Source organism: Moraxella sp. K1664 (genome assembly GCF_039693965.1).
In the GTDB taxonomy this organism is placed as follows: Bacteria; Pseudomonadota; Gammaproteobacteria; order Pseudomonadales; family Moraxellaceae; genus Moraxella.
The window spans coordinates 170,189-195,049 of sequence record NZ_CP155576.1; the positions used below are offsets into that span (position 1 = coordinate 170,189).

General features: G+C 41.6%; 25 protein-coding genes. 16 read left to right on the forward strand and 9 right to left on the reverse strand.

The genetic code is table 11. The annotated features are described in order from the left end of the window. Positions 1-65: 65 nt before the first annotated feature. From AAHK14_RS00955 to AAHK14_RS00980, 6 genes are all read right to left on the reverse strand, one after another. On the reverse strand, positions 66-677 hold the full coding sequence (locus AAHK14_RS00955) for a shikimate kinase (RefSeq protein WP_065255343.1): 612 nt from the start codon (positions 675-677) through the stop codon (positions 66-68). Between the two features lie 122 nt (positions 678-799). Beyond that, positions 800-2,923, reverse strand: a complete 2,124-nt coding sequence (gene pilQ / locus AAHK14_RS00960; RefSeq protein WP_065255320.1) for a type IV pilus secretin PilQ — start codon at positions 2,921-2,923, stop codon at positions 800-802. Positions 2,924-2,957: 34 nt separating this feature from the next. Continuing rightward, the gene (locus tag AAHK14_RS00965) at positions 2,958-3,488 is read right to left on the reverse strand and encodes a pilus assembly protein PilP (protein ID WP_227514659.1); all 531 of its coding nucleotides are present in this window, start codon (positions 3,486-3,488) and stop codon (positions 2,958-2,960) included. Then, complete coding sequence (gene pilO, locus AAHK14_RS00970; RefSeq protein ID WP_083108163.1) at positions 3,488-4,306, reverse strand: type 4a pilus biogenesis protein PilO; 819 nt, start codon at positions 4,304-4,306, stop codon at positions 3,488-3,490. The genes AAHK14_RS00965 and pilO overlap by 1 nt, the downstream gene beginning before the upstream one ends. Further along, complete coding sequence (locus tag AAHK14_RS00975) at positions 4,303-5,184, reverse strand: PilN domain-containing protein (RefSeq protein WP_065255322.1); 882 nt, start codon at positions 5,182-5,184, stop codon at positions 4,303-4,305. The genes pilO and AAHK14_RS00975 overlap by 4 nt, the downstream gene beginning before the upstream one ends. Then, on the reverse strand, positions 5,184-6,242 hold the full coding sequence (locus AAHK14_RS00980; protein ID WP_194092607.1) for a pilus assembly protein PilM: 1,059 nt from the start codon (positions 6,240-6,242) through the stop codon (positions 5,184-5,186). The genes AAHK14_RS00975 and AAHK14_RS00980 overlap by 1 nt, the downstream gene beginning before the upstream one ends. A 267-nt stretch (positions 6,243-6,509) precedes the next feature. Between AAHK14_RS00980 and AAHK14_RS00985 the strand changes: the two genes are divergently transcribed. Further along, positions 6,510-9,224 carry a transglycosylase domain-containing protein gene (locus AAHK14_RS00985; protein WP_065255324.1) on the forward strand — a complete coding sequence of 905 codons (2,715 nt, stop codon included), beginning with the start codon at positions 6,510-6,512 and terminating at the stop codon, positions 9,222-9,224. Positions 9,225-9,292: 68 nt separating this feature from the next. Here AAHK14_RS00985 and AAHK14_RS00990 read toward each other — a convergent pair whose 3' ends face one another. Together AAHK14_RS00990 and AAHK14_RS00995 are read right to left on the reverse strand one after the other, a co-directional pair. After that, positions 9,293-10,243: an IS3 family transposase gene (locus tag AAHK14_RS00990; protein ID WP_115246899.1), complete on the reverse strand. Its 951-nt coding sequence runs from the start codon at positions 10,241-10,243 to the stop codon at positions 9,293-9,295. Beyond that, positions 10,216-10,752: a helix-turn-helix domain-containing protein gene (locus AAHK14_RS00995; RefSeq protein WP_065256690.1), complete on the reverse strand. Its 537-nt coding sequence runs from the start codon at positions 10,750-10,752 to the stop codon at positions 10,216-10,218. The genes AAHK14_RS00990 and AAHK14_RS00995 overlap by 28 nt, the downstream gene beginning before the upstream one ends. Before the next feature lie 255 nt (positions 10,753-11,007). Here AAHK14_RS00995 and AAHK14_RS01000 point away from each other — a divergent pair, with 255 nt between their 5' ends. From AAHK14_RS01000 to dapD, 7 genes are all read left to right on the forward strand, one after another. Beyond that, positions 11,008-11,328: a hypothetical protein gene (locus AAHK14_RS01000; RefSeq protein ID WP_194092755.1), complete on the forward strand. Its 321-nt coding sequence runs from the start codon at positions 11,008-11,010 to the stop codon at positions 11,326-11,328. A gap of 336 nt (positions 11,329-11,664) precedes the next feature. Then, positions 11,665-12,012 (forward strand): hypothetical protein, encoded by a 348-nt coding sequence (locus AAHK14_RS01005; protein ID WP_065255340.1) that lies wholly within the window; start codon positions 11,665-11,667, stop codon positions 12,010-12,012. Positions 12,013-12,966: 954 nt separating this feature from the next. Further along, positions 12,967-13,209 carry a hypothetical protein gene (locus AAHK14_RS01010; RefSeq protein ID WP_065255337.1) on the forward strand — a complete coding sequence of 81 codons (243 nt, stop codon included), beginning with the start codon at positions 12,967-12,969 and terminating at the stop codon, positions 13,207-13,209. A gap of 743 nt (positions 13,210-13,952) precedes the next feature. After that, positions 13,953-14,240, forward strand: coding sequence for a hypothetical protein (locus AAHK14_RS01015; protein WP_065255335.1), 288 nt, complete (start codon positions 13,953-13,955; stop codon positions 14,238-14,240). A 710-nt stretch (positions 14,241-14,950) separates the two neighbouring features. Continuing rightward, positions 14,951-15,304, forward strand: coding sequence for a hypothetical protein (locus AAHK14_RS01020; RefSeq protein WP_346818210.1), 354 nt, complete (start codon positions 14,951-14,953; stop codon positions 15,302-15,304). A gap of 275 nt (positions 15,305-15,579) precedes the next feature. Next, on the forward strand, positions 15,580-16,542 hold the full coding sequence (locus tag AAHK14_RS01025) for an alpha/beta fold hydrolase (RefSeq protein ID WP_065255330.1): 963 nt from the start codon (positions 15,580-15,582) through the stop codon (positions 16,540-16,542). A 56-nt stretch (positions 16,543-16,598) separates the two neighbouring features. Beyond that, positions 16,599-17,417, forward strand: a complete 819-nt coding sequence (gene dapD, locus AAHK14_RS01030) for a 2,3,4,5-tetrahydropyridine-2,6-dicarboxylate N-succinyltransferase (protein ID WP_065255329.1) — start codon at positions 16,599-16,601, stop codon at positions 17,415-17,417. Positions 17,418-17,493: 76 nt separating this feature from the next. On the opposite strand, the gene AAHK14_RS01035 is transcribed toward dapD, so the two are convergent. Continuing rightward, positions 17,494-18,117 (reverse strand): DedA family protein, encoded by a 624-nt coding sequence (locus tag AAHK14_RS01035; protein ID WP_065255328.1) that lies wholly within the window; start codon positions 18,115-18,117, stop codon positions 17,494-17,496. A 112-nt stretch (positions 18,118-18,229) separates the two neighbouring features. Here AAHK14_RS01035 and ribE point away from each other — a divergent pair, with 112 nt between their 5' ends. From ribE to glmU, 8 genes are all read left to right on the forward strand, one after another. Then, positions 18,230-18,724, forward strand: a complete 495-nt coding sequence (gene ribE, locus AAHK14_RS01040; RefSeq protein ID WP_029103191.1) for a 6,7-dimethyl-8-ribityllumazine synthase — start codon at positions 18,230-18,232, stop codon at positions 18,722-18,724. Between the two features lie 143 nt (positions 18,725-18,867). After that, the gene (gene nusB, locus AAHK14_RS01045) at positions 18,868-19,425 is read left to right on the forward strand and encodes a transcription antitermination factor NusB (RefSeq protein ID WP_065255327.1); all 558 of its coding nucleotides are present in this window, start codon (positions 18,868-18,870) and stop codon (positions 19,423-19,425) included. Between the two features lie 64 nt (positions 19,426-19,489). Beyond that, a complete protein-coding gene (locus AAHK14_RS01050; protein WP_065256690.1) occupies positions 19,490-20,026 on the forward strand; it encodes a helix-turn-helix domain-containing protein in 537 nt (178 codons plus the stop codon). Between the two features lie 2 nt (positions 20,027-20,028). After that, the gene (locus AAHK14_RS01055) at positions 20,029-20,949 is read left to right on the forward strand and encodes an IS3 family transposase (RefSeq protein ID WP_264753555.1); all 921 of its coding nucleotides are present in this window, start codon (positions 20,029-20,031) and stop codon (positions 20,947-20,949) included. 78 nt (positions 20,950-21,027) lie between these two features. After that, positions 21,028-22,005, forward strand: coding sequence for a thiamine-phosphate kinase (thiL, locus tag AAHK14_RS01060; RefSeq protein WP_065255326.1), 978 nt, complete (start codon positions 21,028-21,030; stop codon positions 22,003-22,005). A 31-nt stretch (positions 22,006-22,036) separates the two neighbouring features. Continuing rightward, positions 22,037-22,741, forward strand: coding sequence for a hypothetical protein (locus AAHK14_RS01065; RefSeq protein ID WP_062500474.1), 705 nt, complete (start codon positions 22,037-22,039; stop codon positions 22,739-22,741). Positions 22,742-22,754: 13 nt separating this feature from the next. Continuing rightward, positions 22,755-23,360: a phosphatidylglycerophosphatase A gene (locus tag AAHK14_RS01070; RefSeq protein WP_062500471.1), complete on the forward strand. Its 606-nt coding sequence runs from the start codon at positions 22,755-22,757 to the stop codon at positions 23,358-23,360. A gap of 131 nt (positions 23,361-23,491) precedes the next feature. Next, positions 23,492-24,847: a bifunctional UDP-N-acetylglucosamine diphosphorylase/glucosamine-1-phosphate N-acetyltransferase GlmU gene (gene glmU / locus AAHK14_RS01075; protein WP_065255325.1), complete on the forward strand. Its 1,356-nt coding sequence runs from the start codon at positions 23,492-23,494 to the stop codon at positions 24,845-24,847. Positions 24,848-24,861: the final 14 nt, after the last annotated feature.

Below are 24,861 nucleotides of genomic sequence, written 5' to 3' on the forward strand. Positions count from 1 at the left end.
GGGTACTTACTACTGAGTGATGATGGAAAAATAAGGGTGGATTAAAACAAACAAATCAAGCTAATTTATATGACACTCGATTTACTCTCAATATCTTTGGCATAAGCAATTAGGATGTCTAATATCTCATTCATCATTTGTTTAGGATAAGCACGTCCTGTTGCAACAGTGATGTCCGCCACTTCTTTGTATAAAGGAGCCCGCCTTTGGTAAAGCATCTCCAAGACCGCTCTGGGGTTGTCATTTTTTAACAAAGGGCGATTTTTATCTTTTTTGGTGCGATGAATTTGGGTGTCCACACTGGCATCCAAAAATATCACCAAACCACGTTGCAGATACTCACGGTTGCACTCACGCTCTACCACGCCACCACCTGTGGCTAGCACAATATCTGGCATGGCAGACAGCTCGTCCATGGCATGGCTTTCTCGCTCACGAAAGCCCGACTCTCCTTCTTTGGCAAAAATCCAAGGAATATCCGCCCCTGCCTTTTCGCTGATATACCAATCTGCATCCAAAAAGGGTCGTTTTAGATGTTTGGCAAGCAGTTTACCAATGGTTGTCTTGCCTGCCCCCATGGGTCCCACCAAAAAGATGGATGGCAATAGATGGGCATAGTGATGAATGGGTCTTTCAACCAAAACTTCTTCAATCACTGCCGTTTCTTCTACATTCATAATGATGTCGCTAAAAATAAATGCTTTATCATACAAGGTTTGGGCGATTATGGCTAGTGATTTTTTGTGAACGCAAAATAAAAAGCAGACCAATCGCCTGCTTTTTATTTAAATCATCAAGATTAGTAGCGACTAACGCCATCATTGACGATGCGTGGTGTAACAAAGATAAGGAGCTCTTCTTTGTTGTTAAGTCTAACGTCATTTCTAAACAAACGACCCACCCCTGGTAAATCACCCAAGAAAGGCACTTTATTTTGGTTGTTACCAATGGTGTTCTTAAAGACACCGCCCAGCACCACAGTCTGACCATCTTCTAAGATGACATTAGTTTTTATCTCATCTGTATTAAGAATTGGCACGCCCAATACCCTACTACCAGAGTCTGCCGAATTGGTGATTTCTAGGTCTAGACCAATCTTCCCCTCTGGGGTGATATTTGGTGTGGCAGATAGCACTAAGGCTGCTTCTTTGAAACTGACGCTCGTTGCACCGCTGGCTGCTGCCTCTTGATAAGGAATCTCTACCCCAGATGATATTTTTGCCGTTTGCTTGTCGGTTGTTAAGACCTTTGGTGAAGAGATGAGTTCCCCTTTATTATCCGCTTGCATCGCTGATAATTCCAAGCCCAGTGCATAGTTATCAATGTTTAAAAGTCCCAACGATATGCCGCTTGTCGCTGTAACACCCAAATCAACAGCAAAGTTACCAAAGCGTGATTCGGTATTTGAAGAAGACAAACCATTCATGCCACGAATGTCAAACTTGTTACCAGTTCTATTAAAACCCCATCTAACACCCAACTGTTTGGAGAACGAATCCGAAGCATTCACAATGCGAGCTTCAATCATTACCTGCTTGACAGGAATATCAATGGTTTCAATCAATTGGCGTACATTATTAATGCTTCGTGCTGTATCATTAATAATGATGGTGTTAGTGCGAGCGTCAAAGGTGGCATTACCACGTGGGCTAAGCAGTGAATTGTGATTGTTAGCCGAACCAATTGTGCTACTTGCACTGCCCACTCTGCCTATCAATTCATGGATATCCTCTGCTTTGGCATAATTTAGGCGAATGTATTCTTGACGAATGGGTTCTAATTCATCCACTCTTCTGGCATCTTCTAACTCTTTGATTTCTGCAGCAGCTATCTCGTTAGCAGGTGCCACCAAAATCACATTGCCATTTTTACGCTGACCTAAACCCTTGCTTTTTAGGATGATATCCAAAGCTTGATCCCATGGCACATTCATCAGTCGTAGCGTAATATTGCCCTGTACATTGTCATTGGCAACAATATTCAAATAACCCTGATTGCCACTGGCGTTATCATTCACAAACTTAGCCAGCACATCCAAAACAGTACGCACTGAGACATCCTGAAACTCCATAGACAGGGGCTCACCGGTATAAACCTTCTCTTCTAAGGTAGGCTCACGCAACATCTTAGGTGGTAGCACTGATACATTTAAGGTGGAACCTGACTGATACGCTTGGTATTCAAAGTCCCCTGTCATGTTGATGGTAATCACACCGTTTTGACCTTGGTTGGTTGCATTAACATCTGCAACCAATCCATTGCCAGCAATACGTCTTAATAGATGGCGTGGAATGGTCGTGCCAGTGGTGCGAATCACCAATTTGTTGCCTTGGCGTTGTACATCTACAGGAATAGATTCATTGGTCAAGCTGACAACAACATCGCCACCTTGAGCATTACCTGTATAATTAAATGCCGAAATGCCTTCATAATTTGTCGCCAAAGAAGAGCTGGTCGGTGCAAGTAGCGGATTAACCCTTACTGTCATTGGCTGATTAGGTGCTGGGGCAACAGATGGATTTACCACCACTTGATTGCCCTGCTTGACATTTACAAGGAGATTATTGCCTTCAATGGTGCTGGTATAGCTTGCCTGTTCTTTTAAATCAATCATCAAGCGTGTCATCGAACCATTATTTAGTGCAGTTACTTCATTGACCACACCACGGTTGATTGGCATGCTTCTTGGCAATCCACCACTGCTGACTTGGTTAAAATCAAGTGTCAGTTGTTTGCCACCTGCCTGCTGGTAGGCAACAGGGGTTACAGGCTGACCATCAAAAGCAACCTTAATTTGTGTGGTGTCAGCACTGATTTGGTTGGCTGATAAACCTTGAATGGCTAAAGCGTGTGCCTCAATCGCCATAAAACTGATTGCCAACGCAGAGTAAGCAAAGGCGGATTTTTTGGTTAAAAAATTCATTATTTTGTCCTCAGAATAAATCTAGTTGGCTCTGTTAATTTGGTGACACCAACGGAGTGGTTTTTTCAACGTATTGCTCATCAACATCTTTGACAATCTCAATAAGATTGATTTGCGTTGCTGTAATCTCAGCAATGCGACCATGGTTTTTGCCCAAATAATTGTTTTTTTGAACATCATGAACCATACCATCTGGTGTTTGTACCAATCCAAATTCCTGTCCATTGGGAGCGGTTACTTTGCCACGATAGGTCAGTTCGGTCAATTCATAAGACTCAAGTGGCTCTTTCGTCCGATTCTCATCTGGTTTCACCGAAGGTGCCTGTTCTCTGACTTGCTGGCGTTCGCGCAGGCTTTTTGCCACGAAAGGACTAGGCTCACTTTGAGCAGCATAAGCAAAATCTTCAATGTGAAGTGGCTCTGGTGGTGGCTCAATGGCTTGCGGTCCTTGACTGCGAATTTTTTGCATCTCAGACTCAGCAATACTAATGCGATCAGTACAACCCGTCATTAATAATAATGCCAGCAATAAACCAACACCGACCTTAGAAGAATTATTTATCATCATTGACCTCCTTCGGTTGTTGCATTCAAATCCACGCCTTTGGAGCGATAAGTCTTAGTTTGCAACACCAGTTGTAACTCGGGCATTCTATCAAGCGATGGCTGTGGGTTTTTAATTTCAAAATCATGCATGGTGATGATTCGTGGCAATGCCGCAATACCACTCACAAACGAGCCAAATTGATGGTAATCACCCAAACCAATGATTTGAATCGGCTGTTCAATGAAAAACTCTTGCTCCACCTCGGCCTGCACTGAGATGTCTTGGAATCGCACACCGCTACCACTGCCCACCATGTTAATACCATCCACCAATTCAGGCACACGAGTATCGGTGGGTAGCTGTGCTAGTAAGTCAGCAAAGTCAGTTTTCATTTGTGCCACTTGCTCTTCATAAGCTTGCAAATGGCGAGCTTTGGATTCTTTTTCTTTATACTGATCTAGCAATACTGATTGCTGTGCTTCTGCCGCTTTGATCTCATCAAGCTTTTTGGAGACCAACATAAACCAAGCAAGTGCCAAGATAAATACCACCAACATCGCCAAGATAAAGATCTTGACCGGCATTGGAGCAGAGCCATAGTTTTGACCATTTAAGGAATTAACCTCCGCCATAAACTTCTTGGAATCAAAAGCAGGCTTTTTAGGCTTAGAACCTGCTTTTTTACCCTTGGCTTTTGCTTTGGATTTACCCAAGCCACCCAAGCCTTTTGGCTTTGATAAATTTGGCTTGCCAAGTTTAATTTTTTTCTTGCCACTCTCCTCTGGGGTAGCAGCCGCATCGGTAGCTGGTTTGGATTTTTTAAAAGGTGATTTCATGATTGACCTCCTACTTGGGTACTACCATCTGTAGGTGTAGGTTGTGCATTTTGAGTATTAGGAGCATCAGTCGCTTCTGTATCCACGGTGGTGTTATTAGTAGGTGCAGATGGCGGTGTTGTCTCACTTGTGGTTGAAGGTGTTTGAGCTGGGGCATTATCAACACCAATCACTGACACCTCGGGCATCTCTTGGTTGTCCATGCCTTGGCTATCCACAGTGACAGGTGGCAAAGCAACGTCTTCACCAGCTGAATCAGTAGCTTCATCTTTGGCTTCTTGATATTGAATCTTGGTGGTTGCCACGAATTCTACATAGCTATCCTCAGGATAGACAGAACGGGCACCTGCATTAGCCACTTGCTGAGAAGGTGTACCTTGATACGCTTGTATGCCACTCTTAATACTCACTACCGCCGAACCATCTAACCACTCACTGGCATTTAGATTACGCACTAGGTTTGCCACAACGTTGGGGTTGGCAGCAAAACCTGTCAATCTAATAACATCACCTTCACGCTTAATGTTATTTAAATACATGGTATCTCTTGGGATGGCTCGGGCAATGTTGTCCCACACACGTACGGGAACCGAACGGCGACCCTGCAAATCTTGAATGACTTTCATCTGAGCCAACATTTGCTCGCGTTGAGCTTCCAAATCTTCAATCGATTTTAGGGCGACATCAAGCTGAGCGTTGGCATCTTCAATACGTTTATTGGCATTTTGTTGATTGGTTAAATCTCTATTTAAAATAGACAAAACCAAAATCGTCGCTAAAATGGCAAGTCCAGCGGTGGCAGCAGCTAAAAGATTAAACTCTTTATTTCTACGCTCACGCTGTTCTTTACGCCATGGTAATAAGTTAATGCGTGCCATCAGTCAAACCCCCTTAAAGCCAATCCACACGCTGCCATCAGGCTTGGTGCATCTTTTTGGAGCATAACGGTATCAATGCGTGAGTCAATGGACATGCCCTCAAAAGGATTTGCCACCGACACCATGCCCCCAACACGTTGTTGCACCATCTGTGCCAATCCTGGCAATGCCGAAGTACCACCACACAAAATGATGTGATCAACATTGTTGTATTCGCTAGATGAGAAATAAAATTGCAATGAACGGCTGATTTGTTGGACGATATTTTCCATAAAAGGCATCAGCACACCCTCATGATAATCAGCAGGCAAAGTATGTTCGTGCTTGCCAATGGTGGCATCATGATAAGGAATGCTATAACGTGACTGAATCTCTTCGGTCAGCTGAGCTCCACCAAAACCTTGCTCACGGTTATAGATGAACTCACCGTCTTTGGCGATATATAGCGTGGACTGCTTATGCCCCAAATCAATGAGTGCCACCACCTGTGGGTCATTAGGCAGGTTATCCACCATCAAACTAAACGCACGCTCAATGGCATGGGACTCAATGTCCATCACTTTGGCTGTCAAGCCACCCATCAAGAGAGCCTCAACACGCTGTTCCACGTTCTCAGAACGGGAAGCGGCAAGCAAAACTCGCACCAAATTCGGGTCGGTCGCCGAAGGCCCTAGCACCTCAAAATCCATATTCACCTCTGCTAGTGGATATGGAATATACTGCTCAGCATCTAGCTTGATTTGTGCCTCACGGTCAGCATCAGACATGTTTGTTTCCATGTCAATGATTTTGGTGATGACCGCCGAGCCTGACACTGCCGTTGCAGCATCTTTGGCACCAGCACCAGAGCGACGCACCAAACGAGCGATGGCCTCGCCCACTTCTTCGTTATTGACAATATTTTTATCAACAACCCAGCCCGGCTCTAATGGCTCAACGCCATAAGACTTCAAATGAAGTCTTCCTTGTTGCTTTGTTAGTTCAACAAGTTTAACGGAAGTGGTACTGACATCTAAGCCGAGAAGATGCCGACCCTTAGGAGAAAAAGATAGTCCCACAGACTTTATCCTTATATTTTTGATGCCAACCGAACAAAAACAGCATCGTTTCGGTTATAATAGTGGCTTTTGAAAGTACAGTGCGTTACTGTTTTACACCAATGATGCCAACTTCACAGTTTTATTTACCAGTTTTGTTGGAAATCTGCTATACTTAGCTGTAATTTTAACATGAATTTTTCAAAATTAACATGCTTTGTAACGCATTCTTTACACAAAGAATATGATACAACATTTTGACAACAATTTTAACCACCTAGAAACGCTATGTCTCAAAAAAATTCTGCCGTTCGTCTGATTTCTTACCTAAAAAACCTAATTTTGGCAATTTTTGCTCTAATTTTTATCTTAGTGCTAACTTTTCCAATTGGGTTTTATGGCATGGCAATGTATCTTGAACCGAGCTTGCCAAACATCAAAGAATTAAAAACCATGCCCCTAGAAATGCCCCTACAAATCTACACCGCAGACAACAAACTCATCGGGCAGTATGGCAACAGGTATTCACTGCCTGTGGCATATGAAGACATTCCTGAGACCATGATTCAAGCGTTTTTGGCGGCAGAAGACGACACCTTTTTTGAACATACTGGCATTAGCGTCAAGGGGCTTGGGCGTGCCATTACTGAGATGATTTCAACCACGGATGGACAAACGGGCGGCTCTAGCATCACTCAGCAGGTTGCCAAAAACTACTTTTTAAGTCCTGAACAGACCTTTGAACGCAAACTCAATGAGATGTTCATCGCCCGAAAAATCGAAAACGAACTCAACAAACAAGAAATCATGACCTTATATGTCAATAAGATTTATTTAGGTCAAGGGGCATATGGCATCCGTGCTGCTGCCAAACGTTATTATAGCAAATCGCTAGATAACCTAACCGTGGCAGAGATGGCGATGCTGGCAGGCTTGCCCAAAGCCCCATCCGACTTTAATCCTGTCATTAACCCCAAACGTGCCTTAGAGCGACGCAACTGGATTATCGGGCGAATGCTTGCCGAAGGTTACATCACCAAAGCCGAGCACGACGAAGCACTGTCTGCTGACATCGGGCTAAACATGTATCAAGAGCGGTTGGATGTCAATTTGCCTTATATCGCTGAGATGGCACGCTCCGCCTTGGTTGAACGCTATGGCACGCAAGTCATGGACAGTGGCTGGCGAGTGCAACTGACCATTGATAGTACCGACCAAATCAAAGCAAGGCAATCCATTTTAAATGGCACTTATGGTCACAACGCTTCTGCCAATACCACTTATCGTGGTGTTGAAGCATTGACAGGCAACTTAGCCAATTTTAAACCCTTTACATTTAGAGATGGTGAGCGATTTCGTGATATGCTCCCCGCCAAAGTGGTAGAAGTCAAAAACGGTCAAATCCGAGCCGAGCTCCAATCAGGCGAGACCGTGCGTGTCATCATGAACATGCATTACGCTGACAGCAGAGTCGGGGGCAAGCGTCGTGGCTTTGGCACCAATTTGGTCGCTGGTGATAGAAAAGAGCTAAAACCCGCCATTGAAGTGGGTAACATCATCAGAGTCAGCAAACAAGGCAACAGCTGGTATGTGACTCAACCGCCACGCACCCAAGGGGCATTGGTGGCGATGAACCCCCAAAATGGTGCCTTAGAAGCCGTGGTTGGTGGTTTTCACTTTAACCAAAGTAAATTTAACCGTGCCACCCAAGGTTATCGCCAACCGGGCTCCATCATCAAGCCATTGGTCTATGCCGCCACTTTTGAGAACACCAAACTAAGCCCCAGCGACATCATTTCAAATGACCCCATCGTTATCGGCAACTGGCGACCCAAAAATGCTGGCGGGGGTGCAGGCGGTGCTGTCTCCATCTCTAACGCTTTGGCACGCTCACTTAACCTACCTTCCATCCGCATGATGCAACGAGCAGGGGTTGAGCCCACCCGTGAGATGTTGTCTTATTTCAGCCTAGAAAAAGACCGTCTGCCACAATCTTTGGCATTGGCACTAGGGGCAACCGATGCCACACCCTTACAAATGGCAACCGCTTATGCCACATTTGCCAATGGCGGTCATCGCATTCAACCTTATATCATCGAACGCATTTATAATTTTCACAACGAAACCATTTTCCAAGCCAATCCCGTCCAAGCCTGTGCCGTATGCTTTAACAAAGAACTAAGCAAGGTAAATACTCGCCTGCTAGATGGCTTTGGTCATACAGAAAATGACAAATCAGTCCAAGACAAAGACGACAACACCGACAGCCAATCCAATCAAAAAGAACAAGACCCACCACAAAGTGCCGACCGCACCAAAGCTCTAATCGCCCGTGCCAATGCCGCCAAAAAAGAATTGCAATCACGTCAAGACGACCATCGCAACGAACACCCAACTTTGGATGCCGCCCCCATCTTTGACCGCCTAAACCCCAAACAAGCCATTCAGTACGGCATCTCAGAGCAAGCCCCACGCATCCTATCGGTGCGTACCACTCGATACATGAGTAGCATGTTAAAAGACGTGATGACAAGTGGCACCGGCAGAAGGGGCAACTTTCGCTCTGACTTAGGGGGCAAGACAGGCACCACCAACCAAGCCAAAGACGTGTGGTTTGCGGGCATTCAACGCAATCATGTGGCAGTGGTTTGGCTGGGCTATGATGAGCCAGCATCACTTGGTTCAGGTGCCTTTGGTGGCACACTTGCCATGCCGATTTGGACTGATTTTATGAGACACCAACTAAGGGGCGAACCCATCAAATGGGTGGATGATGGCAATATCGCCAAAAGCAAAAAGACCGAGCAAAAAGTCATCAGCATCACCGATGACAACGAAGCCGAAGCCATCGAAGAGATTGCCCAAGACGAACTAGAAAGAGAAGAGCTGGCACGAGAAGAAGCCGAGCAAGCCCTTGCCGATGAGTTCTTAGGCACAGACATTGCCGAAAGCTCTGGCGATGAGATTATCCCCGAAGGCGACGGCGAGCCTGTCAATGACTAGCCTACCCCAAACAAAAACACGGCTTATCTCTTGAACCGACCCCCAAATCTTAGACATAAGATTAAAGGTTAGGTTGTTGCAAGTGGTTGTATTAACCCTAATTGGACTAAGTTTCTGTACTTAACAGGACTTAGTCCTTTTAATTTGCTCTTTATTCTATCATGATTGTAGTAGTGTATGTACTCATCAATCACTTGTTTAAGTTCATCTGTTGATGTAAATGTGGTTGTCTCATAAAATATCTCTTGTTTTAGCGTACCAAAGAAGCTCTCTATCACAGCATTATCCAAACAATTGCCTTTTCTTGACATGCTTTGGGTTAAGCCTTGTTCTTTTAGGGTTTGTTGATACTGGTGCATTTGATAGTGCCAGCCTTGGTCTGAATGAATGATGGGTTTGTCATCCATCTTTTCTTGGCTTAGCTTGGATAGGGCATCATTTAACATCTCTTTGACCAACTCATACGTTGGTCTGTCCTTCATCGTATAACTGACAATCTCACCATTAAACAAGTCGATGATGGGCGATAGGTAGAGTTTTCTTTGAATGACACTGCCATCATTTGCCTTGTCTTGTACTTTAAACTCTGTGATGTCTGTTGCCCACTTTTGATTGGGTTTGTCTGCTTTAAAGTCTCTTTTGAGTATATTGTCCTGAATGGTATCTTTGCCCATTGTGCCTTTGTAAGTATTAAACTTACGTTGACGACGAACCAATGCTTTGAGTCCAAGTTTAGCCATCAGTCGTTGCACTCGTTTATGATTAATGACCATGCCTTTTTGGGCAAGCTGATTGTTAAGCTCTGATGTGATTCTACGATAACCATACCTGCCCTTGTGTTGGTGGTAGATGTGGTTAATGTGTTCTTTTAAGTCAAGGTCTTTGTCAGGCTTTGTACTTTGACGAATGTGGTAATAAAACACACTTCTTGGCAAGTTTGACACTGCCAATAAGTCAGCAAGTTTGTGCTTATGCCTTAATTCTTGGATGATCAGGACTTGTTCTTTGTTTGTACTGATTGTTCCTTTTGACGAATTAAGGCATCTAGCTTTTTTAGATAGTCATTCTCTGCTCTAAGATAGGCAAGTTCATCAAGCAAATCATCCACACTTTTTTCGTGGTCTTGTTTGGTTTTCCAAGTTGATTTGGTTTTATTAGCGTTGTGTTTGTTTGACATTGCTTTTTTGCCTTTGGGTTTGGGTATTAGTCCCATTATACCAAAGGCTTGGTAGGACTTTAACCAAGTTGACAGTAAAGAAGGTTGTGGCAGATTAAGCTCTATGGCAAGTTGTGTAAGCGATTTGCCCTGTTGTATGGCTTGAACGGCATTAAGCTTAAAATCTGTGTCATAGACAGCCTTTGTGTGTCGTCTTTTTATGCCATCAATGCCATGTGCTTGATAGAGTTTAACCCATAGCTCTACGGTTGTGTGGTTTAGATTAAAGTGTTTGGCGGTTTGTTTGTAGCCATGATGATTAAGATAATACCCAATCACAGACAGTTTAAAGTCGGTTGTGTATTTTGCCATAAAAAGCACCCCAAAGGTTAGTGTGTCTAACTTTTGGGGTGCGGTTCAATATTTTCGCCCTTTTTTATGTTTTTGGTTTCATGGAGTGCGTGCCACACATCTTTGATTGATAGTTATTGTAAATTGATAAAATAATATTTATAATCAAGGTTGGAAAGGCTTTGGTTATATTATTATTGACCCAACTAATGGAACGGGGGATTATCTCATTGATGGTGTGGCGAATGGGGGGGGTTTGCTTTTGTTGTTGGTTTAATGATAGGTGTTCTTATACAGACGATTTTAATAGGAATACAAAGTAAGCTGTTTGTAGGAATTAGCGGTGCTGCAATTGCAGAGCTAACGATGGTATTAGCCCCAGTTGTTATTATGTTAACTATTTTAGTTGGTTTAATTTTAATTAATGATGATAAGAACCATACAGGATTAATCTGCTTAGGTGCTGGTATTAGTGCTGGAGTGGGAACAACAGCAGTTCTCGATTCACTGTTTTTAAGTAAAGTTTTGTATTCTGGGGCTCTTGGGGGTGCAATAGGTACAGGTTCTGGGCTTCTCGGAATAGGTTCTTGCTTTTAATAAGGTTTGTATACTATGACAACAAATGTTAAATTTTTATTACTACTTATTGTAACAATTATTATGCTCTATTGCATGTATACAGGTATGGGTGCACACTCTTACTTTTTCCTTATATACCCTATATTATCAATACTAATACTTTTTTTAGCAAGAAAATTAAAATAGATGCAGAGTGTGAGTCTAGTAAATCTTTAGCATTAACAAAAAAATGCTTTTGAGTTATTAATAAATTAAACAAACACATTTCTGACTTGTAATAAAGAGATTATTATTAATACATCTATTGCTATTGGTATTGGAGTTGCTATATTTGTATCTGTTAGTAGTATTGAAGTGGGTACAGTAGGTACAGGTACTCCAGTTGCTGTTTTAGTAGCAAGTTTTCTTGCAAGTTTAATACCTTCTACAGCACTAGCAGCAAATAATGAAGAATGCGAAGCAAAAATTCAATGCCCAAAGGCTAGTAAATTTCATCTAAAGACAATTGATGTATTTGGCTTCGAACATCAATACAAGGAAGAGTATGGTTTAAGTCCTGTTTCACATTTTGATATATGTGCATGCAAAGATGGTGCAATTGTTTTTGCTTCACCAGCAGGAACCTGCAATAAATCTGGGGCAACATATATCCCTAGCTACGAAAGATGGCAAAATCCAGTTGTATCATGGGAAAATAATTAATGATAAGATTTATTGAGATATCAGTATTACTATCAGTTGATGACTATGTCAATTTACAAAAAATTGACATGAATTCATTAAGAAATTTTTCAACTATTCGGCTTTCACGGAACAAAGAAATCTATATTTGTAAAACTCATAAATTAGATATAGATTTCAATTTATATACAAACATGTATAGTCTAAATGATCTAATTTATAACTATTTATTAGAATTTAATAAAATTAGCGAAATTTCACATTTATTTAAAAATTGGTCTAGTCTTTATATTATTTACGATAACGATTCTAATGAATATGAGTTAATAAATTTGGATAATAAAACCATAAAAAAACTCGCTGAATTAGGGTTAGCCATACAAACACATATTAATAATTTTGAATAACCTTAATAAATTTTAAACCCCACCACTTCCAAAAAAGGCTTATAAAAATCGGATTTGGTGGGGTCTAGCATTTGATTGATATAGTTATTACAAATTAATAAAATAATATTTATAATCAAGGTTTGAAATGCTTTGGTTATATCATTACTGATACAACAACTGGTATGGGTGCTTATATGATTAGTGGTAGGTTTAATGGTGGGGACATAACTCTGCTAACTGGATTACAAAAAGTTTTTCAATTTCTTGGTTGGGGAAATGCTTTCAAAAGCCTACTAGCAATCATTTCTGGAACGCCTTCTGCATTTTTAGGAAGCTTAGCTAGAGCATTTTTGCAACTTCATTTCTACTTGGAGTAATTAAGTTAGCATCTAACTGCAAATCAACCTTATTATCTGAAATTACTTTAATAGGTATGACAGTTTTAACTTTAGTTATCATAGGGAGTTGGTTTTATTTGCTGCTCCCGCTCTAGTAGTTCTACTTAGTATGTTCACTGTAGGATACGTTAATTCACAGTTAGTATCTAACGTAGTTAATACTAGAGTCTGCAAAGAAGGGTAATTCAATGAAAAATTACGGTGAAACAAGTATCAGAAAAGGTTTTTGGATAGAAGCTCTTCTATGGGGTATATCCGTGGTATTAGGATTAGTTTTTGGGATTACTCATATAATATTACTGTTTGTTTTTGGAATTATTCTAATAATGTTGCAAAATATGAAAAATGGTAAGTTAAGTAAGGCTGGAGTTTTTACTATTTTAATCTCTTTTTTCCTAGGTATTATACAATTTTATAAAACTAAATTATGAATCGGAATCTAACTTTTTTCCTACTCAGACTAATTCAATCTGGATTTGATAAGGACGATGATGCAAGCTGGCGTACAAAGCTACTTTGCCATTAACCAAGCCCAAGATACTATCACCACCAAACAACACAGTAAGATATGACTAGACTAATTTAAACCCCACCACTTCCAAAAAAGGCTTATAAAAATCGGATTTGGTGGGGTCTAGCATTTGATTGATAGTTATTGTAAATTGATAAAATAATATTTATAATCAAGGTTGGAAAGGCTCTGGTTATATCATTATTGACCCACAGACTGGCTCAGGGGCTTATCTCATTGACGGTGGTGCAATTGGAGCATTTATAGCTTTCTTCTTAGGTGATACTTTTGCTGAGCTGTATCAGGAGCTGTAAACAATTTATCTTGTAGAGAAATGCCATGAACAATATAAACAATTTGGATTATATCTTACTAATTATTTCTTCATTAATAGTTTCGTATTTTATTTTACTGAAATATAAGGATTATCATCAGAGCTTAAAGATTAAATATTATTTTCATTTTACCAATCTCATTTATTCGTTTTGTGGCATATTGTCTTTCTATTTGGCGTTGGAAATGTACAATCAGGCATTTATTCAATATAAAATTGAAGGATTAATGAAGCTATTTATCATAACAATTATTTCAGCAGTTGTTATGCCTATTATCTGGAAATCTAATATGCGTAAATATATGAAATAGCCAGTAAAAAGGGCGATGATGCAAGCTGGCGTACAAAGCTATTTTGCAATTAACCAAGCCCAAGATGTGATTGCTAAACAACATGGCAATGTGTTAAAATCCCCCTTTATGGCGTATGGTAGCTTTGCGACTTATATTCACCCAAATAAACGCTATGGTATTATTTTCGGGGGAAGTTTTAAGGGCATGATGATGGATATTGACCAATTAATGTATCAAGCGGTAAGTCGTGATAATGATAACAATGAGTTAAAAGGCTTTATCCAAAGTCAGGGGGTTGCTATCATCTATAACAATTGGAGGTAATGTCTTGGACTGGCATATATTTGGTAACGTCCTAACCAATTTAGACTGGATTTATATCATTCCATCAGCATTATTGCTTATAGCATTAGACATTAATAGAACTAGATACAAAAGCAATCCTTATGTTTGTATAATGTTAGTATTTATTTGGTTTATAACATTAGCTACTTTAGCAAATATATATCCTGTTTAATAATGAACTTTATGTGTTATAGTCAGATTATCCCAAAACTTAGCCTATCTAGCGGTGTGATGACGGATATCCGTGATAATGTGGCGGTGGGTCGTACTATGGCACTTGAAAAGACGATTAACTATAAGGGCTGGAAAGGCTCTGGTTATATTATCATTGACCCACAGACTGGGAGTGGGGCTTATTTAATTGATGGGGGTAATAATGGGGGGGGTGGGCTGCTTTATATAATGCATTGGGTATATTATTACAATTCTTTTCATATGTTGCAGATTTTTCCTCAAAGCTACTTCAAATAGCACAATACTCCAATGAGTTGAAAGGTGCAATTAGTGTTTTAGATGATGTTTTAGGAAAATATTTTGTTGTAGCACGATTTACCCAAACCATAGGTGGTATATTACTTGCTGAGTCGTAGAAAACCATAGGCTTTTGATATATGCTAATTATTATTATCATAGCAACAATCTTTTGTATCTATTCATTAAAATCTTACATTATTCAAAATATACTTAGTATGTTATTATGGGAGAGAATAGATATCTATGATTTGACAAAAGAAATTGTATTAACTGAAAGATTAACGCTAAAATCGGGGGTTATGGAGTTTTTTGAGCCTTGTGTTAGTTTTAATCTTGTATACAAAGGTCATGAGATTAATGAAAAATTAATTTTTCATAAAAATATAAACACAACAACACATAGACAAAGAGAAAATTTCTTACAAAGAATAGAATATATAACATTGTATATAAACCCTAGAAAACCTACTCAGTACTATATTGTTAAGCCAGAAACACAAATTCATTTTTTGTTACTTGGTGGTATGTTATATATTTTTGCATGGATACTAAATGCAATGGAAATATAGTATAATAATACAATTCTTTATAACTATATAATTTATATAAATTAATTTTTTATGTTTTTTTTACATAAACCCCACCCTAACCAAAAAGGTTTATAAAATTCGGTCTTGGTGGGGTCTGACAGTTCATCGGCGATTTTATTTGCAAACTCATCGGTACTAGCCCCAACAGGGGCATAACTGCCCAACTCTGGCAAATTCACCAGTTTTGATAAACCAATTTTAATTGGCAGAATGGCAAAAATTTTGTATAATAAAAAAAACAATTGTATGCACTTATGAAATTTAAAACCATTCTCTCATCAAACGGCATTCACCGCCTACACCATACTTTTTTTATCCCCAAAGGCGACATCAACGCCACCTTGCTTATCGTGCATGGTATGAGTGAGCATAGTGGACGATATGCTGATTTTGCTCAGTTTTTAGCCAATCATGGTATTTTGGTCGCCACTTACGACCAACTTGGGCATGGGCAGACGGTCAAGGACAAATACGAGCTTGGTTTTATTGATGAAAAACACCCCGTCCAAGCCCTGTGCAAAGACGTGGTCATCATGGCGGACAAATTAAAAGACAAGGCACGCACGCTGACCGACCGCCCCACCCCCCATTACATCATGGGACATTCTATGGGGTCATTTATCGTGCGGACGGTGTTGACCCACCACGCCACGAGCTTTGACGGGGCGATTATCATGGGGACGGGCAACAGCTTTGGGCTTATCAACCGCTTTGCCCTAACCACACTTGGGGTGATGAATTATGTGAATCCAAAACGCCCCAACGTCCGCTTTGCCACACTCCTAAACCACTATCTACTCTCGCAAATCCGCTCGCCCATATCGGCATCGCCTTTTGCGTGGCTGACCGAAAACACCGATAGCATCAAAGCCTTTGAAGCCGACCCCTTATGCGGTTTTGCGTTTAGCAATAATGGCTTTGTCGCCTTGCAAGCCCTTATCAAAAAAGCCACATCGCCCACATGGTACGCCCACACGCCCAAAGATTTTCGCATTTTGCTCATAAGCGGTAAAGACGACCCAGTCGGACGCATGGGGCAGGACATTGATGAACTACAAAACGAACTCATCAAAGCAGGGCAAAACGTCCGCACGCACCTATATCCCAATATGCGACACGAGCCACTGCATGAGACGGATAAAGATAGGGTGTATGGGGATATTTTGGGGTGGATAAAAAATCATATCATTGATAAAAACAATCAAAAATCTCAATAAAATCAGCTTAAATTATGCTAGAATAAAGCGTTATTTACTTCACTTAGGAAATTGTTATGTCTTTACAAAACATCATTGAAACCGCCTTTGACAACCGTGCCAACTTTGGGGCGAGCGACTGCCCTGCTGATGTGCGTTCTGCCGTTGAAGAAGTGCTTGCAGGCTTGGATAATGGTTCACTTCGTGTTGCCGAAAAAATTGACGGCGAATGGGTGGTTCATCAATGGGTCAAAAAAGCGGTACTGCTGTCCTTTAAAATCAATGACAACAAGCCGATTGAGTCTTGCGATTTACGCTTTTTTGACAAAGTGGACACCAAATTTACCGATTGGATAGAAGAAGATTTCAAAAACGCTGGCGTGCGTGTCGTTCCCCCTGCCGTGGCTCGTAAAGGCTCATTCATCGCCAAAAACGTGGTGCTCATGCCGTCTTATACCAACATCGGTGCGTATGTGGACGAAGGGACGATGGTGGATACTTGGGCGACCGTTGGCTCATGTGCCCAAATCGGTAAAAACGTCCACCTATCAGGCGGTGTGGGTATCGGTGGCGTGCTAGAACCCCTACAAGCAAACCCCACCATTATCGAAGATAACTGCTTTATTGGTGCTCGCTCTGAAATCGTGGAAGGCGTGATTGTCGAAGAAGGCTCGGTCATCTCTATGGGTGTGTATATCGGTCAATCCACCAAAATCTACGACCGTGAAACAGGCGAGATTCACTACGGACGTGTGCCAGCAGGTTCGGTTGTTGTACCAGGTAACTTGCCAAGTCCATGCGGAAAATACAGCCTATACGCCGCCATTATCGTTAAAAAAGTAGATGCTCAAACTCGTGCCAAGACCAGCCTAAATGACTTATTGCGTACTGAGTGATTTAAATAGCACGACCGTCTTTTTAAAACAAACCCCAAGAAGATGTTTGGGGTTTGTTTTTGTATTGGCGGTGTTTTTAGGGTTTATCAAAAAACACACTCCTAATCCGCAAAAACATCACGACCGCCAAGACAAGCCCCGCCACGACCACCACGCCTTTACTAATGGGAGCGATAAACTCTGCCACTTGTTCATAGTTCGCCCCAAGCACATAGCCGGCATACGCCAACAGAGTCGTCCAAATGGCAGAACCTAATGTCGTCAGCACCAAAAACGGCAACATCGGCATACGGTTCATGCCGGCAGGGATAGAGATGAGCGAGCGAATGGCGGGTATCATTCGCCCAAAAAATACCACCGCCTTGCCGTGTTTGTTAAACCAATGGGTCGCATTGGTGATGTCGGACGGCTTGATGAGTAGGTATTTGCCGTACTTTTCGGTCAGAGTGTACAGGCGTTTTTCATCAAACACCGTCCCTAGATAGTACAGTGGCAACGCCCCAAGCACCGACCCTGCCGTCCCTGCGATGATGACAGCAATGATGTTCATGTTGCCTTGACCTGCCGAAAATCCCGCCATTGGCATGATAAGCTCGCTCGGTATGGGCGGAAAGACGTTTTCCAAAAACATCATCAGCGTAACCCCTGCCAGCCCAAGCCTATCCATAATCGCCAAAATCCACGCACTCATGCTATCCATGAATACTCCCAATCTTTAAAAAAAGGTCTTATCATAACAGAAAAAATACTTTGTTGGCAAAGGTAAATTTGATATAATGGACAACCAACCCTTTATTTATGATGAGAGCCTTATGACCACATTTACCGAACAAAAAAATGCCGTAACCCACATTGACGGTGCCTTGCATGACAATGCCAATCTGCGTATTGGGATTGCGGTAGGGCGGTTTAATGGTTTTTTGGTTGAAAGTTTGGTAGAAGGGGCGTTAGATGCTCTGCTACGTCATGGCGTGCTTGGCGAGAACATCACGGTGGTGCGTGTACCGGGGGCATTTGAGCTACCCTTGACCGCCAAACGCATGGCGGTAACGGGCAACTATGATGCCATTGTCGTGCTTGGGGCGATTATCCGTGGGGCGACACCGCATTTTGACATCGTGGCAAGCGAGTCTGCCAAAGGCTTATCGCACGTGGCTCTACATCATGACATTCCTGTGATTAATGGCATTTTGACGACCGAAAACATCGAGCAAACCATTGAACGTGCTGGCACCAAAGCAGGCAACAAAGGCTATGAAGCAGGTATGACCGCCATTGAAATGGTCAGCGTGTTAAAGGCTTTATAATCTCTATCATATCAATTTGGCATTGTTTTACATTAAAAATGTCGGGGCAAATTGCAACTTGCCCCAAATCATAAAACAATGCCCCATTTTTTTATTTTCCCATTAAAAGATGATTTTAATGCAGTATTATTTTAAGGCTAAATATGACCACACCCAACCCCCAAAACGACCAATTTGACATCAACGAAACTGGCTACAAAACCAGCTACACCGCCATTCGCAAGGCTCGCCGTTTTGCCGTGCAGGGTTTGTACGAATGGCTGATGACCGATTATCGTTTTGCCACCCAAAGCCGTGATTTATTAGGCGGTAATGAGCCACATACCATTGTCGCTCGCACTCGTAGCGAAAACGCCATGCACACCGTGCATTTGGGCTATTATCATGAGCTGATGCGTGAGATTCCGATGAAAGCAGGCGAGCTGATTGTGGATATCGCTCGTTATCTTGACCGCAGTTTTGACCGCCTTGATATGATTGAGCGAGCGATATTGCTGATTGGGGCGTATGAATTAAAATACAGCTTGCATATTCCCTATAAAGTGGTGCTTGATGAAGCCATGCAATTAAATACCCATTTTGGGGCAACCGATGCCCATAAATTTATCAATGCCATTTTGGATAGATATGCCAAAGACGTGCGAGAATTGGAATATCAAGCCAACAAAGCTGAGAAAAAAGCCAAAAAAGAAAGTGAATAATGAAAAGGGCGGATAATGAACCGCACCCCAAAAGTTAGACACACTAACCTTTGGGGTGCTTTTTATGGCAAAATACACAACCGACTTTAAACTGTCTGTGATTGGGTATTATCTTAATCATCATGGCTACAAACAAACCGCCAAACACTTTAATCTAAACCACACAACCGTAGAGCTATGGGTTAAACTCTATCAAGCACATGGCATTGATGGCATAAAAAGACGACACACAAAGGCTGTCTATGACACAGATTTTAAGCTTAATGCCGTTCAAGCCATACAACAGGGCAAATCGCTTACACAACTTGCCATAGAGCTTAATCTGCCACAACCTTCTTTACTGTCAACTTGGTTAAAGTCCTACCAAGCCTTTGGTATAATGGGACTAATACCCAAACCCAAAGGCAAAAAAGCAATGTCAAACAAACACAACGCTAATAAAACCAAATCAACTTGGAAAACCAAACAAGACCACGAAAAAAGTGTGGATGATTTGCTTGATGAACTTGCCTATCTTAGAGCAGAGAATGACTATCTAAAAAAGCTAGATGCCTTAATTCGTCAAAAGGAACAATCAGTACAAACAAAGAACAAGTCCTGATCATCCAAGAATTAAGGCATAAGCACAAACTTGCTGACTTATTGGCAGTGTCAAACTTGCCAAGAAGTGTGTTTTATTACCACATTCGTCAAAGTACAAAGCCTGACAAAGACCTTGACTTAAAAGAACACATTAACCACATCTACCACCAACACAAGGGCAGGTATGGTTATCGTAGAATCACATCAGAGCTTAACAATCAGCTTGCCCAAAAAGGCATGGTCATTAATCATAAACGAGTGCAACGACTGATGGCTAAACTTGGACTCAAAGCATTGGTTCGTCGTCAACGTAAGTTTAATACTTACAAAGGCACAATGGGCAAAGATACCATTCAGGACAATATACTCAAAAGAGACTTTAAAGCAGACAAACCCAATCAAAAGTGGGCAACAGACATCACAGAGTTTAAAGTACAAGACAAGGCAAATGATGGCAGTGTCATTCAAAGAAAACTCTACCTATCGCCCATCATCGACTTGTTTAATGGTGAGATTGTCAGTTATACGATGAAGGACAGACCAACGTATGAGTTGGTCAAAGAGATGTTAAATGATGCCCTATCCAAGCTAAGCCAAGAAAAGATGGATGACAAACCCATCATTCATTCAGACCAAGGCTGGCACTATCAAATGCACCAGTATCAACAAACCCTAAAAGAACAAGGCTTAACCCAAAGCATGTCAAGAAAAGGCAATTGTTTGGATAATGCTGTGATAGAGAGCTTCTTTGGTACGCTAAAACAAGAGATATTTTATGAGACAACCACATTTACATCAACAGATGAACTTAAACAAGTGATTGATGAGTACATACACTACTACAATCATGATAGAATAAAGAGCAAATTAAAAGGACTAAGTCCTGTTAAGTACAGAAACTTAGTCCAATTAGGGTTAATACAACCACTTGCAACAACCTAACCTTTAATCTTATGTCTAAGATTTGGGGGTCGGTTCAATAATTCTGCCCTTTTTTAAAACCATCAAACGGATTGACGCATGTCCGAATTTTCCCTAATCTACACCCATTTTAAACACGCCACCACACGCCATGCCAATACCGTTTTGGGCATTGGCGATGATTGTGCGGTAAGCCACATTCCGCCAAATAGCCAGCTTGTCAGCTGTGTGGATACGCTCGTGGCAGGACGGCATTTTGTTCATGAGACCGACCCGCACGCCATTGCCTACAAGTCGGTGGCGGTCAATCTGTCCGACCTTGCCAGCATGGGGGCAGCACCTTACGCCATTTTGGTGGGATTGTCTTTACCAAAAGCCATGGCGAATGATGATTTTTGTCAAGCGTTTGCAGAGGGTTTGGCGGCGGCTTGCACACCGTTTGGGGTAGAGCTGATTGGGGGCGATACCACAGGCTCGCCCGTTTTGGCGATTTCGGTTACGGCTTTGGGTTTTGTTCCGTCAAGCCAAGCAATCACACGGCAAGGGGCGTGCGTGGGCGATATGGTGTGCGTAAGTGGCACGGTGGGGCTTGCAAGCCTTGCCTTGCATGGGATTTTGGACGATTTGAACGCAGACGGACACGCCAACCGACCGCCAGACAGTCTGCCCCACGACCTACGCCAAGCCATGCAATACCCTGCCCCACAGGTGGCACTTGGGGAGCGACTTATCGGCTTTGCAACTAGCATGATTGACATCTCGGACGGCTTGGGGCAGGATTTGGGGCATATTTTGACGGCAAGTGGTGTGGGGGCGGTGATTGACCTTGATGCCATACCAAGCCATGCCCTGCTCGATGCCTTGCCCCACGCCCAAAAATGGCAACATCAAATCAATGGGGGCGATGATTATCAGTTGTGCTTTACCATGCCTTCTGCTAAACTTGATTTATTTAAAACCCAAAATCCTGATATGGCTATTTATCCGATTGGGCAAATTGTGGCGGATAAGGGATTGGTGTTTTTACATGATAAAAAACAAGTGGATTTATTGGTAAAAGGGTGGGAGCATTTTTGATGAATGCTTGTTAATTAAAAAGGCGTTAATCATGAATAAATTTATTTTGGTGGTTTTATTATCTTGTGGTTTATGCAATCAAGCATTTGCCAATAATCAATCTTTTCAAAAATTTATCCCCAAGGGATTTAAATTAACCGAAACACATTGCCAAGCTGATTTTAATAAAGACGGCAAAAAAGATTGCGTGTTACTCATCAAAGACACTAAAAAATCAGCATGGGAAAAAACATACTCTGGCGATATGGTGGATAGAAATCGGCGTGGGATTGTTATTTTATTTAAAACCAATCAAGGCTACCAAAAAGTTTTGGAAAATAAAGCATTATTTGCGTCCGAAAATGAAGATGGTGGCGTATATTTTGCCCCAGAATTGGAGATTGAAGCCGAAGGGAATAAACTTATCTTTTATTACGGTCATGGACGATATGGTAGTTGGCAATATCTTTTTGATTATCGCACCATTGATAATGATAAAGACTTTTATTTGATTGGCTATGATTTATCATCTAATCATGGTCCTTATATTGAATATACGCACAGTGTTAATTTTTTAACACACAAATTCCGCCATCAAGAAAATATGAATACTAACCAAGAAAATGATGTGCCAAATTTTAAAACAACTTGGCATACTTTGTCCAAAGCACCCATTCAAAAATTAAGCCAAATTGATGATATTGATGATGTGGGTTCTCGTTTGAGCGAAATACTTTATCATATCAAAACTCAATAAATAAGACCATAGAATGAGCCAAGCCACCAACCACAAACCCGACATTCGTAAATCAAACCCTTGTCCGCCCTGCCCGACCACCGCCACCACCTTTGAAAAATGCGTATATTGGCTGGGGATTGGCTTGGGTTCTGGTCTGCCCAAAAAAGCTGCTGGCACTTGGGGGACGGTAGGCGGAGTTATTATTGCCTTACCCATGCTTTTATTGGGGGTTTGGGGGTTTTTAATAATTACCATTATTGGTTGTCTGATTGGCAGTTATATTTGTGGCAAAACGTCTGATTTGATGAACACCCACGATGACCCGCATATCGTCTTTGATGAATGGGTAGGAATGTGGATTGCGTTATTGCCGATTTCCTACGATAAATTCTATGATTTTGGAGCAATCATAGAACATTATTATGGTTTTAAAATGTATGATATAACAAGCGATTATTTTATTGATGTTTGGGGTTATTTGATTATTCCATTTATTTTATTTCGCTTTTTTGATATTATCAAACCTTTTCCCATCAAATGGGTGGATAAAAATGTCTCTGGCGGATTTGGGATATTGATTGATGACATATTGGCAGGGGTGATGTCGGCGGTGGTATTTGTGGTTGTGATTTTATGAATTACCACCAAGATTAATTTGAGTATATTATTGATAAATGGCATTTCAAGCGGTTGTATAAATTTATCTGACTTTATGTTTTTCCACATTCCATGTTATAATAATTTTACCTATTTTAGTAAGGATTTACCATGTTAAACATCATCATTCTAGCAGGTGGCAAAGGCACTCGCATGAAGTCCGCCAACCCCAAAGTCTTGCAACCCTTAGCAGGCAAGCCCTTATTGGCACACGTCTTGGCAACCGCCAAACAGGTAAATAGCCAAAAAAATATCGTGATCTATGGGTTTGAAGGGCAAAAGGTCAAGGACGCATTTGCTCATGAAACGATTGAATGGGTGGAGCAAGCCGAGCAATTGGGTACAGGTCATGCTGTTGCCATGACGTTGCCGGTGTTGCCAACGGACGGTAAAAGTCTGATTTTATCAGGCGATGTGCCTTTGATTGGCGTGGATACCTTACAAAAGCTGGTAAATAGCCAAAGCCCATTTGCCATGCTGACCATGAATCTGGATAATCCGTTTGGACTTGGGCGAATTATTCGCAAAAATAGCCAAGTGGTTGCCATTGTGGAAGAAAAAGACGCCACAGACGCTCAAAAAGAGATTCAAGAAATTAATAGCGGTGTGTATTGTGTTGCTAATGAAATTTTACATAAATATTTAAAAAATCTAAATAATGACAATGCACAAGGCGAATATTATCTGACCGATATTGTCAAAATGGCGGTTGATGACGGCATTGATATTGATACGGTATCGCCCACATTCCAGTTTGAAATTGAAGGGGTGAATGACCGTGTACAACTTGCCCAATTAGAACGCACTTGGCAACAACATCAAGCCGAGCTGTTGATGAAACAAGGCGTGCATATCATTGACCCAAGCCGTTTTGATTTGCGTGGTACGCTGACGGTGGGGAAAGATGTGCAGATTGATATCAATGTGATTTTTGAAGGCGATTGTCAAATTGGCGATAATGTGCAAATCGGTGCAGGCTGTGTGATTAAAAACACAACCATTGCAAGTGGCACAGTCGTTGCTCCATATAGTATGTTTGATCATGCAACCGTTGGCGAAAATAACCAAATCGGACCTTTTGCCAGATTGCGTCCAAAGGCGGTAACGGCTGATGATGTGCATATTGGCAACTTTGTGGAGCTTAAAAACACGCAAATGGCAACAGGGGCAAAAGCCAATCATCTGGCATATTTGGGCGATAGCACCATTGGGCAAAAAACCAACATCGGAGCAGGAACCATTACCGCTAACTATGACGGCGTGAATAAATTTAAAACCGTCATCGGCGATGAAGTGCGAGTTGGTTCAAATGCGGTACTGGTTGCCCCTGTCAAGATTGGGGCAAATGCCACGATTGGGGCAGGGTCGGTAATTACCAAAGATTGTGCGGAAAATAAATTAGTGGTCGCTCGTGGCAAGCAAGTTACCATTGAAAATTGGGTCAGACCTGAAAAAGAGAAAAAATAAAATTTATGATAAAA